Annotated in this window: 11 protein-coding genes; 4 read left to right on the top strand and 7 right to left on the bottom strand. The window is 36.2% G+C overall.

The window, feature by feature from the left end:
- Nucleotides 1–209 precede the first annotated feature (209 nt).
- Nucleotides 210–1,205 (bottom strand): type II TA system antitoxin MqsA family protein, encoded by a 996-nt coding sequence (locus AC0L7T_RS14235; RefSeq protein ID WP_473343327.1) that lies wholly within the window; start codon nt 1,203–1,205, stop codon nt 210–212.
- A 97-nt stretch (nt 1,206–1,302) separates the two neighbouring features.
- Nucleotides 1,303–1,590, bottom strand: coding sequence for a hypothetical protein (locus AC0L7T_RS14240; protein WP_473343328.1), 288 nt, complete (start codon nt 1,588–1,590; stop codon nt 1,303–1,305).
- A 577-nt stretch (nt 1,591–2,167) separates the two neighbouring features.
- Between AC0L7T_RS14240 and AC0L7T_RS14245 the strand changes: the two genes are divergently transcribed.
- The 4 genes from AC0L7T_RS14245 to AC0L7T_RS14260 are packed head-to-tail and all read left to right on the top strand — an operon-like array spanning nt 2,168 to nt 6,339.
- Nucleotides 2,168–3,442 carry a lamin tail domain-containing protein gene (locus AC0L7T_RS14245; RefSeq protein ID WP_473343329.1) on the top strand — a complete coding sequence of 425 codons (1,275 nt, stop codon included), beginning with the start codon at nt 2,168–2,170 and terminating at the stop codon, nt 3,440–3,442.
- Between the two features lie 12 nt (nt 3,443–3,454).
- Nucleotides 3,455–4,126, top strand: coding sequence for a DUF4956 domain-containing protein (locus AC0L7T_RS14250; protein WP_473343330.1), 672 nt, complete (start codon nt 3,455–3,457; stop codon nt 4,124–4,126).
- Nucleotides 4,127–4,137: 11 nt separating this feature from the next.
- Nucleotides 4,138–5,112: an HlyD family secretion protein gene (locus tag AC0L7T_RS14255; protein ID WP_473343331.1), complete on the top strand. Its 975-nt coding sequence runs from the start codon at nt 4,138–4,140 to the stop codon at nt 5,110–5,112.
- Between the two features lie 3 nt (nt 5,113–5,115).
- Nucleotides 5,116–6,339 carry a TolC family protein gene (locus AC0L7T_RS14260; protein WP_473343332.1) on the top strand — a complete coding sequence of 408 codons (1,224 nt, stop codon included), beginning with the start codon at nt 5,116–5,118 and terminating at the stop codon, nt 6,337–6,339.
- Nucleotides 6,340–6,927: 588 nt separating this feature from the next.
- On the opposite strand, the gene AC0L7T_RS14265 is transcribed toward AC0L7T_RS14260, so the two are convergent.
- From AC0L7T_RS14265 to AC0L7T_RS14285, 5 genes are all read right to left on the bottom strand, one after another.
- The gene (locus tag AC0L7T_RS14265) at nt 6,928–7,734 is read right to left on the bottom strand and encodes an FRG domain-containing protein (RefSeq protein ID WP_473343333.1); all 807 of its coding nucleotides are present in this window, start codon (nt 7,732–7,734) and stop codon (nt 6,928–6,930) included.
- Between the two features lie 94 nt (nt 7,735–7,828).
- The gene (locus AC0L7T_RS14270) at nt 7,829–9,508 is read right to left on the bottom strand and encodes a hypothetical protein (RefSeq protein ID WP_473343334.1); all 1,680 of its coding nucleotides are present in this window, start codon (nt 9,506–9,508) and stop codon (nt 7,829–7,831) included.
- Nucleotides 9,486–9,935: a hypothetical protein gene (locus AC0L7T_RS14275; RefSeq protein WP_473343335.1), complete on the bottom strand. Its 450-nt coding sequence runs from the start codon at nt 9,933–9,935 to the stop codon at nt 9,486–9,488. The genes AC0L7T_RS14270 and AC0L7T_RS14275 overlap by 23 nt, the downstream gene beginning before the upstream one ends.
- A 4-nt stretch (nt 9,936–9,939) precedes the next feature.
- Nucleotides 9,940–11,571 (bottom strand): restriction endonuclease subunit S, encoded by a 1,632-nt coding sequence (locus AC0L7T_RS14280; protein ID WP_473343336.1) that lies wholly within the window; start codon nt 11,569–11,571, stop codon nt 9,940–9,942.
- Between the two features lie 95 nt (nt 11,572–11,666).
- On the bottom strand, nt 11,667–13,106 hold the full coding sequence (locus tag AC0L7T_RS14285) for a class I SAM-dependent DNA methyltransferase (RefSeq protein WP_473343337.1): 1,440 nt from the start codon (nt 13,104–13,106) through the stop codon (nt 11,667–11,669).
- Nucleotides 13,107–13,578: the final 472 nt, after the last annotated feature.

The following is a 13,578-nucleotide window of genomic DNA, read 5'->3' on the forward strand; positions in this document are numbered from 1 at the left end:
TCAAAGGAGAAAGAAAAAGGAGAGGGCTGCAATTGGGATTTTGCAGCCAGGAGATTGACTTTTGTAGCAGTATTCCAGGCTAAAAATGAGTAGATCTCCTCATCGTTGCTAACACATTTTTTTAACGCCTTACATCTTGCAACTAAAACCATAACCTTGGAAGGCCTGTAAAAGTCTAATACCTAATGCTATCGAAGTGGTAAACGAAATCATAAAGCGTTTAGATCCATTGCATAATCATAGGGAATAAAATTCTTTTCAGATTCATTATCTATCCAACCGACTTCATTATGGCTAATTGCTACAATTTCACTCGGAGATGTATCCTTAAAGGTGCTGGCAACTTTTTCTAAAAACCCAATTTCATCTTCCTTGAAAACCATTGGGTTAAATGGGCGGTCGGCTCTTCCTACTAATTCTTCTTTTCTGCTACCATTTTCTAATGGGGTGTAAAAGATGTCTATTGTATTGGTTTCTGATAAATTCTCAAATAAAGTCTGAAACTTATCGGGTACAGGTCCATAGGGAATGGCTTTGTATCGGAATCCACTCATACTTACCCCAATCTCTCTAAAACACAGAAAATCAGCATAAAATAAGAGCTTATTCATCTTTGTTTTATACGAGGGCACTTTATGAGCAAAGAATACAATCATTTCTTTCAATCTTGCAAAGCTAGGTTTTCGATATCCTGTCAATTCACTAAATTGTGCACCTCCTATAAGGTAATTTTCGATAAAATCAATTGCTGAATCCTTAACAATCTTTGCCTTAACCCTATCTAAAAGCTTTTCTTTAATATTAGGCTTGTCTATATCCCAATCCCCAACAAGTCTATAGAAACTTTTGGGGTCTGAAGCCAACTTTAGCAATTTGGAATTAGCCAAGCTAGGTATTTCTCCTCTTTCATATAGGCCATAGCTATTGGGCCCTAATCCAAGAATTTCACTCATTTTCACAGCAGACAAACCGTATTTCCCACGCATCTCCTTAATCTCATCAGGGGAAGGGATGTGATGTATTGCCCGGTAAGCATTGTACACCAAAGAAAGATTTAATTCATCAAGGTGAGTCCTTGTAAATTGCTCACCGGAATCTTCACAGAGATAAAATCGTTGTTTGACTGTAAATTCTTCCTTACGAAAGTTCAGTGTTTGAACTTTTGTATGAATGGCCATAGGCTTTCCTGTTATTGGACTATTCATTTTTATTGGATCTAAACGGGTAACTCATAGGGTACTCAGCAATATGAAAGGATATGCAAATGACATTGGCGTTTGGTGCACCAAGGCAAATTTTGATTTACACTTCTTTCCCTTTGATTGACTTACCAATTACCCACATTTCCTTACTTCCATACCAATCTTCCGGCAATGGTCCTTCAGAAAAATCATGGATACCTAATTGTTCAATGAATTTTTCTCTGTCAATAGGTCTAATTTCAAGATCAAGCATGGTTTGCTTGTTTTTAGGCCTATCGAAAAAGAGAATTTCATAGGTTCTTTTTTTCTCCTGAAAACTATTGAGAAATTCTTTTATCTTGGATTTATGGTCATGCAAATTTAACACCTTAAAGTTTATAAAATACAAAATATAGAAAAATTTTAACCCTTAAAGTTTAAATAAATAAAAATCTTTTTTATAACATATTTAAAAGTTACTTAAATCGAATTTCAATGTTGGTTCCTAATCCACAAATTTTCTAAATCATTTATTCTTTCAGTTTTTCAAAGGTCTTTCCATTCTGATAAAATGTAATCTCTTCAATTTATTAAAATTATTTCATATTGATACCAAATTAATGGCCTATTCAACTAGATTTTCTATACAATGGAAGGGTGTTTTGGCAAATTAGCAAATCATGGAATAATAATAGAAACAAAACCAATCCCCCCATTTTTTAACGACATAAGCATAGCCTATTAGAATTTTTAACTGAAAAGGATCATTTAGGCAAACTTTACCTACAAATACCAGATTACCAACACAATATTTCTCGAACAACATGGTAAAAGCATCCCAGAATGGTCCATAAATACACCCTCGATTCTGATATTTGAATTTATTTTGGATCTACAGCGAGGGATTTATAGCGGTATCTCGTCTAATCTTAATATTGAGACAATAGGTTGTTCTCTTAATCACCTGATATTGAAAAAAGCATTTTATGGCACTATTTAGAAAATTTGCACCCGTTAGAAAAATGAATTTCAATCCTTTTTCATGTCTCTTAATTGGCACTCTGCTATTTACCGCTGCATGTGAGGAAGAGGAAGAAATAGTCCCCCAAGCTGAAGGTATTTTTATCAATGAAATATTTGCTTCCGGTGGAGATTGGATCGAACTGTACAATGCATTAGCAAGCAGTCAGGATATAGGGGGCTATGTCATTTCCGATGAAAGCAATGCTTACAGCCTTCCAGCTGGTACTACCATTCCCGCTTATGGCTTTCTCGTGCTGCTTTGCAATGATTTAGGATCAGGAATTAATACCAATTTTAAACTGTCGGGAGATGGGGAAGCCATTTCATTAGAGAGCGCAGCTGGTACACTTATCGACAATATTGCCTACCCAAACCTTGACAATGGACAGTCCTACGCAAGATTTCCTGACGGTTCCGATTTTTGGGAAATTACTGGTACTACTTCCCAAGGGGAGTCCAATGGGGACGATAGCGCTCCAGCCATTAATTCCCTATCACGTACTCCATCCGTTCCGGCACTGAATGAGGAGGTAATTGTAACTGCCGAACTGATTTCAACTGCTGGTGTTGCCTCCGTAAGCTTGTTTTACCAATTCAATGATGGTGCCTTTACGGAAGTTACCATGTCGTACCAAAGCGGTACAGCTTATACCGGAACTATCCCAGGTATGGGTACTGAAGGAACTGTAGCCTATTATGTGGAAGCAGTGGGTACCAATGGGCTTTCCACATTTAAGCCAGCAACTGCACCGGAAAACCTGGAAGACTATTTATTAAATACAGATCCTTTACCCCAACTCGTCATCAACGAGTTTATGGCCAGCAATAACACTTGCTGTCCAGATACCGATAGTGGGGAAGAAGAGTTTGACGATTGGATAGAAATTCACAATACTGGTTCTACTCCTGTAAACTTAGGGGGAATGTATCTTTCAGACAATAAAGAGGATCCATTTGCGGATAAAATTTCCTCTGATGATGCGGATGCCACCACTATTCCCGCTGGTGGATACCTGGTGCTTTGGGCCGATGGATCAATCGATGAAGGTTTGCTGCATCTTAATTTCAGTTTGAGTGCAGATGGGGAAGACATTGGCTTATTCTATATCGATGGACGAACCATAGATACCTATACTTTCGAGGCCCAGGAGAAAGATATATCCTGGGGAAGAACCATAGATGGTGGCACAACCTGGGCAGCAATGGAAAACCCGACACCTGGCCAAACCAATAATTAATCACCTGAAAATATGTTTGAATTATTTCCTGATCAACCGGTTTATGAATACCCGCAATTGGTAAACATTACCTACTCTTTTATATGGGCATTTGTCTTGTCTTCCTTGATCGCTATCACCCATAAACTCACATTTACGGGTGATGTTTATCCTAAAAACTTCTTCCAGTCATTGATTTTAGGAGCACTCGTAACCTCCTTGGTAATGATGGCGATAGGAGACAGTCTTGCCCGAGGCTTAGGGGTCTTTGGAGCGATGGCCATCATTCGCTTTCGTACCCGCATCGATGATCCAAGGGATGTATTGTTCCTGTTCGCTGCTTTAAGTACCGGTTTGGCCATTGGGGTTTATGGTTTCACCATATCCTTTGTGGGAGCCATTCTTTTTTGCCTGGTGGCTTTACTGCTTCACGCCTCACCCTTCCGAAGTTTTAAGTACCACAATCAATTGCATTTTACCATAGAGGACAGCGATAAGCTCAAAAGCATTACCGGGCTTTTTGAAAACCATTGTCAGGGCTTTCGCATGTTGACCATACAAGTCAATAAAGAAATGGCAACCCGGTATCAATATGCAATAACCTTAAATAATGGTGTATTAAAAGATGATTTCATTAATGACATCAAAGCTATTGAAGGTATATCACAAATTAAGTTGTCTTCTAACGAAAACCTTCCAGACTAATGGCTAAAAATATGAATTGGTTTTATGTATTGATAGCAATGATGCTGGTTGCGATGTTGTTTATCAGTGGCCGCTATTTTAAAGGGAGCGGGGAGTCCTCCGTCGGAATCGCCCAAACGGCTGAATACAAGGTGAAAATAGAAAAAGCAGCTTTGGTGAAGGCCATTCACATTGTACCTGGGATGGAGGTGAAGGCTGGAGAGCTTTTGGTGGAACTTACCAGTGAGGAACTAGAAATCGACATCACTAAACTCAGGAACCAGATAACCATTCGTAAATCAGAACGAGCGGAAAAAGCAAAACTTGTCAATGCTGAGATATCCTATATCAAAGCCCAGGTGGGAATCGATCTTGAGGAGCTGGATGCAAAGATTCTTGAAATGCAGAGTGAAATGAAGATGAATGAAGGAATCACAAAAGAATTTTCCATTGAAGCATCGGCTGATGCCAGTTCTCCCATGGCTGTCAGAATAAGGTCACTGCAACAACAAAAGCAAAAGCATATCGAAGCTTTAAACATTAAAATTGAGGATGTAAATCAGGAAAGTACCACCGAGTTGCAGTTGCTTGAAAATCAAATTAACCTTTGGGAAAGTGAATTAAAGCTGTTAGAAACCCAAAAGAGCAACTTGAATAAATATGCTACTGCTTCTGGGGTAGTGAAAAATGTTTATGTAAAAGCCGGAGAACAAGTGGAGTCCTTTAGTTCTCTTTTGGAAATAAACCCTTTACACCCCACCACGGTGGTTGCCTACCTTATAGGGAAGAAATCCACTCAGTTTAATATTGGGAAAATCGTCGGCGTCTCCTCTTATGACCAGCTTAGAAACTCCGTTCAGGGGGAGATAATCGGCTATGGTTCGGTAAGTAAATTGCCTGAAATCCTGCAAAAGTCTACGGCCAATCAAGCCTTTGGCCAACAAGTGTTTATTGAGATCCCTGCTGAAAACACATTTTCTAATGGGGAAAAAGTTTTGATACGATAAGCCATGCGGATATTTATTATTAGTTGTTTCCTGTTCTTTCCTTTTATGGGCTATGCTCAGTTGACCATGGAAGATTTTCTACAATCGGCCTTACAGTCATCTGCCGTGAAGGTATTTGACACCCAGGATGATTTTTTGGACGAAAACCCTTATAAACTCTCCTTAATTCGTGGCCTGGAGTTTCGTACCGAGAGCAACCAACTCGACAATGACCGTCAGGATTATACCGTAAGGTTAAACCCTGCCAACCCCTGGGAAGTGAAACGCAACAACGAATATTTTAAAAATTACCAGCAAATGTTGCAACTGGATCGGCAGCGTGAATTAAAAGAAGTCATGAAGATCCATTATGAAACGATCATCAACTGGGCCTACCTGGACGAATTAAAAAAGTTAAAAAAAGAAGAACAAGAAATAATAAAAACCTCAATTGATATTTTAGCAGCTCAAAAGTTTTCGAGTTATTTTGATGCCAATGATTATGCTGATCTAAAAATTGAGCAGATAGAAAAAATGGTGGAGTTAGAAGAATTAACCTTTGGAGAAGATGCACAGCGAAGCAATATCGAAGCACTGTATCCTTTGGCTCGAAATCAGACTATTTCATGGACATTAAGTGAGATAATCCCAATTGAGCAAATTCAGTATTTGGTTAAAGACATACCAAATTTTAGCGGGGTAGGTGAATTGGCCTATCGACAGAAGAAAATTGATTTGGCCTTATCGGAATGGAAACTAGACAAATCAAATATCAACATAGGTTATATAAAAGCCCAGTACCAGGGCTACCGCATAGAACAAGAAAGAAAGCCATGGAGCATAGGAATTGGGATAGCCATTCCTATTACCAATCCCAATAAGGACAATATGACCAAAAGAAAACTAGAAATCATAGAAGCAGAAAACGATCTATTGGTAGCAAAGACTGAACAAGAAGTGGGGGTGGAATTGGTAAAGAAAAATTTGCAAAACTTATCGATACGCTACAATAACCTACAAAATCGCTTGGACAGTTTAGATATTCCAGCGCTAGCCTCCAGTCTTCAAAAAATAGAAGACAGTAACCCCATTACCATGATCAAACTGAGAGGCAGCATGATCAAATCAAAAAGTATGGCTGCCCGAATAAAAAAGGAAATCTACCTGGCCTATATTGATTACCTCTGGTACTCAGAGCTATTGCAACAACAACCTTTTACAAATTACCTTAGCGCGGGGTTGAATTAGAGGTTTAATTGGAGAACGATTGTAGGATAATAGGATTACGCATGACTTAGAACTTTTTCTAACTCTTTATAGCTTAATTTAATTTCCTATGTTGATGATAATTGTGACGCTTTTAAATCCAAAACACCCTAAAGGGGTGAAATATTTATAGCCATGGCCGTCAGGCCATGGTAAAACAATGAGAACAACACGATTTTGGCGGTATTGTTGCCTTTTTTTCTGCAACAATACTGACAAAATCTAAAATCGAAATCACAATGAATTTAAGGTTAAGGAGTAACCTATTTATCCTATTTCAAACAGGCATCCCCATAAGTTATTCAGCAATAGGATAGGAAATGCAAATGACATAGAAGTTGTGTGCGCCATGGCAAATTCTGATAAAGACTTAATTGATCGATAAATTTTTCTCTGTAATAGGTCTTATTTTCAGATTAAGTAAAGTTTGTTAGGTTTTAGGCTACCAAGAAAATAATTTCGTAAGTCCTTCTTTTCCACTGAGAATTTCATTTGTCTCAGCTTTATTGCAATTTATATTTTATAAGTCTAATAACTTAAAGTTTATAAGTAACAATATATAAATAAATTTTAACCTTTAAAGTTATTGTTGTTTCCTTGAATGAATTCAAAATAAACGTCATCTTTTATTTGGTTACAAATTTGCGAAAAGTCAGGAAATAGAAATTCCCTTGAATTTCCTTTTTTATTGAGGTCTGCCAAAATTAATTCTCTAAGAGAATTACTAAATAAAAACTTTGTGATTTTGATATTAAAGTACTCATCTTCCTCAATTAAACCGGATCGACCAAAATGAGGCAGACCGTCTCCTGGTGGCTCCTTAACAATTGGAATAATTTTCAAATTCTGATTTGAAAACCAACCCTCCTGATTCTTAATTCGGTCATCCATTAGAAGATTTGCAGGCTTAATAAATCTGGCAAGTCTAGTATTGAAAATATTTACATCTTCAGCATTTTTATAATCCCATTTTTGGATTTTTATAACTTGCACAACTCGATCAAAATCTCCAGTAGCAATTTGGCTAAAAGCAAACCATAAAGCAACCAAAGGATTCGCTGACCAATCTAGAAGTCTTGTAGGTAAGCCATAATGTTGAGCATATGCCAAAACTTCAGTATCTGACGAAGTTTCTTTCTTTAAAGAATCTAGTTTTTTTTTGAAGTTTTCAAATAGCTTGCGCTCTATTTCATAAAAGGATTGCTTGAGATTAGCATTTATTACTTCTCGGTAGAGCCTGGATTCTAATTTCCAAGATGCATGTTTTTGACCTCGAAATAGTCGAAATTCATCTACATGCATTGGATGTAGTTGTAAAAGTGAAATAAACTCTTCAACAGAATTCATCCGATATTTATTTGAAGCTAATCTTTCCATTGTCTAAATAAAAAACACCTTATTCTATAGTACTTGAATTTTAAGTTTTGATTATTCTCCTTTCAGATAATTGAATTTATATCTAGAATTTATTTTACATCCCTTTTTTAATCATTTCAATAATTTTCCCTATAATGTTTTCATTATCTTTAAATTCTTCAAGTTTAAGAAATACAGTCTTATTCTCATCCCTATTTAATTCATCTTTTAGTATACTCTTTAATTGTAATATTTTTTCTTTTTTAGTTATACGAGGTCTAATTTTTGATCGCAATGTAGTTTCATCTTTAATAGACATAAAAGGTTCAAAAAGTTTTTGATAACTTTTTCCAATAACACCTTGAAAAGGATAAATATTTGGATTGGATTTCCCCCCTTCTAGAATATGGTTTTTTGAAATTCCAGGATACTGGTCAATGAAGAAAATATTTTTTATTCCCAATTGATATGCTTTTTTAGAGCAAAGCTCACATGGTGAAGCAGTAGTAAATAAATTACCTCCATTTAATGGTTGCCCGCCAAATTTTGAAATTTGTAACATAGCATTCTCTTCTGCATGTAATGATCGAGTATGTACTTGATTTTCTTTACCTTCATAAGAATTGTGGAATGATTTGAAACAAAATGAACAAGGCCTTCCTTTAAGATTACTTTCTAACTCATTATCATTCAAATTAAAATCCAATTTTATTTTTTCATTAAAAGATTTACCATCTTTATATTTATGATCAGTTTGTCCTTTTTCAAAATTGGAAAAACCCTCTTTTTGGTTTTCAACTAAATCTCTTAAATCTCGATTTGCACAGGAGGTTTGACCATATGGAACATCGTTCCAACCTATACCTTTTACCGAAAAATGACTATCTGTAACAACAGCACCTACTTGTCTTGATATACATCCTGAATTTAATTTCGAATTATATGCAGATTGCATAATCCTCTCAATATAAGTGGGAGTAACTAGTCCAGGCTGCTGAATTAAGGCAATTAATTTTAGCACTTGTAATATGAAAGGCTGATAGATGTAATGTTCATTTGTTCTATCAATTTTTTTATTAATTACTTTTTCAGCAGTAAATTTATAATCCTCAATAGTCTTTCTATTATTTAAATCATTTCTAATTACAATATGATAATCGGATTTTTGAACACAATTTTCTACATCAAAACCATCGAATTCACCAATTTTAAACTCATCTATCTTGTATTCAGTTTCATCTAGATCCATAACTAGTCTAATGTTTTCATTTAAATCCGTTGCTATTTCCTTATTACGAATTTTTGAAATAATTAGATTCTTTCTATCAGTTTCATTTCGACTTGCTGTCATCATATAAAAGCCAGAATATTTTTCCCTAAAATACATTATCTCGTATGAATTTTTTAATCGATCAATAATTACTCTAGCAGATTTATTTTCCGTATTACTTCTGTGAATTTTAATCAATTTATTTATTACATCAGTAATAATATAAATATGTTCTAAATCATCTGTGTTTCTATTTTTTTCAATTACATCAATATCCAAAGTTCCAAATCCTCTCAAACAATAAGAAACTACATGTACTAATTTATGTCTTAGAAAAGGACTATATTTGTCAAGACTATTAAAAAACATCTCAGATAATCGTTTAAATTCTTCATTAAAGAAGAAATTCCTATTACAGGAATCATTTTCATCCAAATTTTTTAAAGCTTGTAATAAATTATTGCTATAACCAAAATCTATTTCTATTTTTGATAGATAATTTTTAACATTTTTTTTTAAATTCATTTGTGATAAATTCAGAACTTCCTTTTGCTATCCCTTTTTCATTACCAAATCTGGGAGTAATAAATTTTTTGTAATTCCCCAATCTAACTATCCAATTACTAATATTGGAAATATATTTTTCAGAATCTGAATCATAATTCTGATGAAGAATAAATAGTAAAACAACATTTCTATAATCTATAATATCAAATTTTAACCAATTATCACTGTAATCAAAAAAATCTACTATTCTCCTAACTTTACTTGATTCACTTGCACTAATTGAAGAATAGGTATCCTTAAATTCATTCAAGAATATATTTTGGTCCTCAGTTAACTTGTCCTGTGTAAGTAAATCAACTATTTTATCAGCACCTGATTGCATTTTTCCTGTCAATCCAAGGATGATAAAATTATGTCTAAGTTTGTAAAAATTATCTAAACTCATATTTTTAAGGTTCAACTATTAACGTAAACACCTCCCTCAAACAAGTCTGCAACAAATCCTCTAGCTGCTTGGTATTTTGTTCTAATTTTTTTTCTAAGTTATCACATAATTTCAATAAAGCATTAGTTATGTTAATTATTTCCATTTGTTCAGTGATATCACATATAGGAAAAGGAACACAAAGTACTCGGTTTGGAGAAGTATGTCTAACTTTCATTCCTGTGCAAGTTCTAGCAAGCTCATTTCTAAAATAAGAGCTATTAAAGAAAAGAAATGCAAATTCTGGGAGTACGATATTTGTATCGAAACTCATTTTACCAAGTCTTTGATTGTGCAGGTAAACTCTTCCGTTATTAGGAATAAATGCTGGACTACCTAATAAACCAGTAGCCTGCTCTGTCATTGGAATAATTAAATCACCTGCTTTTAATATAAACTCTTTATTTACAGGCCCATCGTAATATTTTCTTTTTAATTCTCGATCTCGAAAACCTCCAGTCTCATAAAAATTCCCGGGTGTAGTTAAAACAAATGGGCCGAGACCCTCTCTAAAAAATTCACTTCTAAATGCATAACCATGCTTAAGATTACATATGTCACCAAGTCGTAACCATCCCCAGCCCTCCGGAACTTCGAAGTGCTTCTCTAAATCCTTAATTAAACCAGACCACTTTGGTTTTTCCTTTTTAATTTTTTTCTCTTTGATCAGTTGTTCTTTCTCTGCTTTGATGCGCTTTAATAGGGCAGTGGCTGGTTCAACAGGCGGTCCCTGAGCCTGTCGAAGAGCCCGCCAATGCTTGGTCAATTTACCCTGCACAGCCAATTGCAAAATGCTTTCTCGAAGTTTTTTGATGCTGCTTTTCTCGGTAAAAAAGGTTTTAAAATGCTTTTGTAAATAATCCCATTCGGTAGCGGTATCCCCATTGGCCAACTGCTGCAAAGCCGAAGTCACAAAGTCCTCTTTCAGTTGGATACGTGCTTTGGTTTGCTGCTCCAGTTCTTCTACTTCTTTAAATAATTGGTTGACAATGCTGACAATGGCTTTTTGTTCTTCGAGAGTACCAAAAAAGACTGTAACCTTTTTCAAATTGGTACCATTTACACTATAATTACCAGCTGTAGTAGAACAATAGGATTCAATTTCTTCTCTGCATTTTACACTAGATAAATACTGAGCCAAAAAAGACGAATCAATCAACTGTGATTTTGGTCGGATTTGAATAAGAGAATCTGAAAATATAACCTCATTTGAATTGCCATTATAAACAGCGGCTTTTCCCACAAACCTTAAGTTGCCATTTTGCCGACAAATAAAAATGTCATTAAAATGACAATTATAATTTACCCTTTTAGAATCATCTATTTCAATAAATCGACCCTTAGAAACATCTATAAAAAAAGAACCCGATTGGGTTACACATTCTATTCCTAATCTTAAGATACCAACACCGTCGTCATTTGGTTTCCCAGAAAAACCATTTTTTGTAAATTCAATTAGCTCGGATAACTTTTGGGATTTTTGATTTTCAATCTTTGTTAATTTTCCTTCAACAGCCAATTGCAAAATCAAGCCTTTTAGCTCTTCAGCATTTTTGGGGTGTACCGTCAGTTCCTTGAAATGTTCTAGTAGTTTCATATATGTGTCCGTCATTGCGAGGGAAGAATGACCGAAGCAATCTCATCAGTTACCTAGATTGCTTCGTCGTCGTACCTCCTCCTCGCAATGACGATTTATTTTAGGGCTTCTTTTAATACTTTTACAATCTCATCCTGTATGCTACTGATCTTCTTAGAAGTAGCATTGTATTGTTCTAGAATCACTTCTGGTGAGGCCAGGTTGTCTACTTCCTGATGTGGATTTTTTATGTCCAGATTATATCCTCTGGCTTTGATCTCCTCAGCAGAAACCTTCCAGGCATGTTGACTGTATTTTTCATCTTCCCGGTTGTTCCACCAGGCTTTTTCTAAGTCAAATTCCTTGATATGGATTGGCTTGCCTTTATTATAGCTTTTTACACCAGCCGGATAAGGATGCTCAAAGTACCAGACGTCTTTGGTTGGCCTTCCTTTGGCAAAGAACAGTATATTGGTTTTAATGCCTGTATAGGGATTAAACACACCATTGGGAAGTCGTACAATGGTATGCAAGTTGCAGCGCTCCATGAGTTCTTCTTTGATACGGGTTTTCACACCTTCCCCAAACAGCGTTCCGTCAGGCAAAACCACGGCACATCTACCACCATCTTTTAGCAAGCGTATAATTAACGCCAAGAAAAGATCAGCCGTCTCTTTGGTTCGAAACTTCTGTGGAAAATTGGTTTCGGTACCATCTTCTTCCACACCGCCAAAGGGAGGGTTGGTCAGGATGATATCTACCTTATCGGTAGCACCCCAATCCGCATAAGGCTTGCTCAGCAAGTTATCTCTTCTCACAGCAGGCACATCAAAACCATGCAGCATCAGATTGGTTGTACATAACAAATGGGGAAGGGGCTTTTTCTCTATTCCGCGAATGGTAGTTTGTAAATCTCGCTCGTCTTTGTTGGTTTGTACCAGCGCTTTTTTATGATCTATGGCGCAGGTTAGAAATCCACCCGTACCACAAGCCGGGTCAAGGATGGTTTCTTTGAGCTGTGGATTAATAATATCCACCATAAATTGCGTAACCGCACGTGGGGTATAATATTCCCCAGAAGATCCGGCAGATTGCAGTTCTTTTAGGATGGTTTCGTAGAGGTCATTGAATACATGCCTTTCGGTAGAGCTATTGAAGTCGATGCGGTTGATCTGATTGATTACCTGACGGAAAAGGGTTCCGTTTTTCATGTAATTGTAGGTATCTTCAAACACCGCACGGATTATCTTGGCTTGTGGGCTGATGCTAAAATCCAGTTCTTTCAGGGCGGGAAACAGTTCATTGTTGATGAAGTCCATCAAGGCATCGCCGGTGAGGCCTTCTTCATCTGCGGCCCAGGTTTGCCATTTCAGGTTTTCAGGAATGGGGCTTTCGTAGCCGTCAATGGTGATTTCCCATTCTTCTTCTTTATCGGCAAAAATCTTCATAAAGAGCATCCACACCATTTGGGAGATACGTTGTGCATCTCCGTCTACTCCTGTGTCTTTCCGCATGATATCGCGGATGCCTTTGATGTTTGTAGTGATTTGGGACATTTATTTTTTTTAAATTCTTTTGTTGTTCGTTATATTTTTATCAGTTTATAAAAACCGTTTAATTATCGAAATTAGATCGCAAATTTATGGAAACAATACGTTAATGAAAGATGCGACCCCGCTGGGGTCGTAGAATCTCGACCATCACGTACTTTCTATAAACATTTGACCTCTTTGAGGTCTTTCATTCTCCATATTTACTCATTAATTGAACCCAAAGGGATTGACATGTTATAGATGCATTACGGTATAGAAAGATTCGACCCCTACAGGGTCGTACAGATCCGGATTGTAACCCTAATCCTATAAACATCTGACCTCTTTGAGGTCTAACTTCATTCATATTCTATCTTTTAATTGATCCTGAAGGGATCATATGTATATAGATTTAGCCTATTATAGAAAGGTTCGACCCCGTTGGGGTCGCATAGATCCGTATGGTAATCCTAATTCTATAAACATTTGACCTCTT

This window comes from Cyclobacterium sp. 10D3-21 (assembly GCF_055809755.1).

Bases quoted from the DNA above. Each gene is read 5' to 3' on its own strand.
- AC0L7T_RS14235 (WP_473343327.1), bottom strand. From the start codon at position 1,205: ATGAATAGTCCAATAACAGGAAAGCCTATGGCCATTCATACAAAAGTT.
- AC0L7T_RS14245 (WP_473343329.1), top strand. From the start codon at position 2,168: ATGGCACTATTTAGAAAATTTGCACCCGTTAGAAAAATGAATTTCAAT.
- AC0L7T_RS14250 (WP_473343330.1), top strand. From the start codon at position 3,455: ATGTTTGAATTATTTCCTGATCAACCGGTTTATGAATACCCGCAATTG.
- AC0L7T_RS14255 (WP_473343331.1), top strand. From the start codon at position 4,138: ATGAATTGGTTTTATGTATTGATAGCAATGATGCTGGTTGCGATGTTG.
- AC0L7T_RS14260 (WP_473343332.1), top strand. From the start codon at position 5,116: ATGCGGATATTTATTATTAGTTGTTTCCTGTTCTTTCCTTTTATGGGC.
- AC0L7T_RS14265 (WP_473343333.1), bottom strand. From the start codon at position 7,734: ATGGAAAGATTAGCTTCAAATAAATATCGGATGAATTCTGTTGAAGAG.
- AC0L7T_RS14270 (WP_473343334.1), bottom strand. From the start codon at position 9,508: ATGAATTTAAAAAAAAATGTTAAAAATTATCTATCAAAAATAGAAATA.
- AC0L7T_RS14275 (WP_473343335.1), bottom strand. From the start codon at position 9,935: ATGAGTTTAGATAATTTTTACAAACTTAGACATAATTTTATCATCCTT.
- AC0L7T_RS14280 (WP_473343336.1), bottom strand. From the start codon at position 11,571: ATGAAACTACTAGAACATTTCAAGGAACTGACGGTACACCCCAAAAAT.
- AC0L7T_RS14285 (WP_473343337.1), bottom strand. From the start codon at position 13,106: ATGTCCCAAATCACTACAAACATCAAAGGCATCCGCGATATCATGCGG.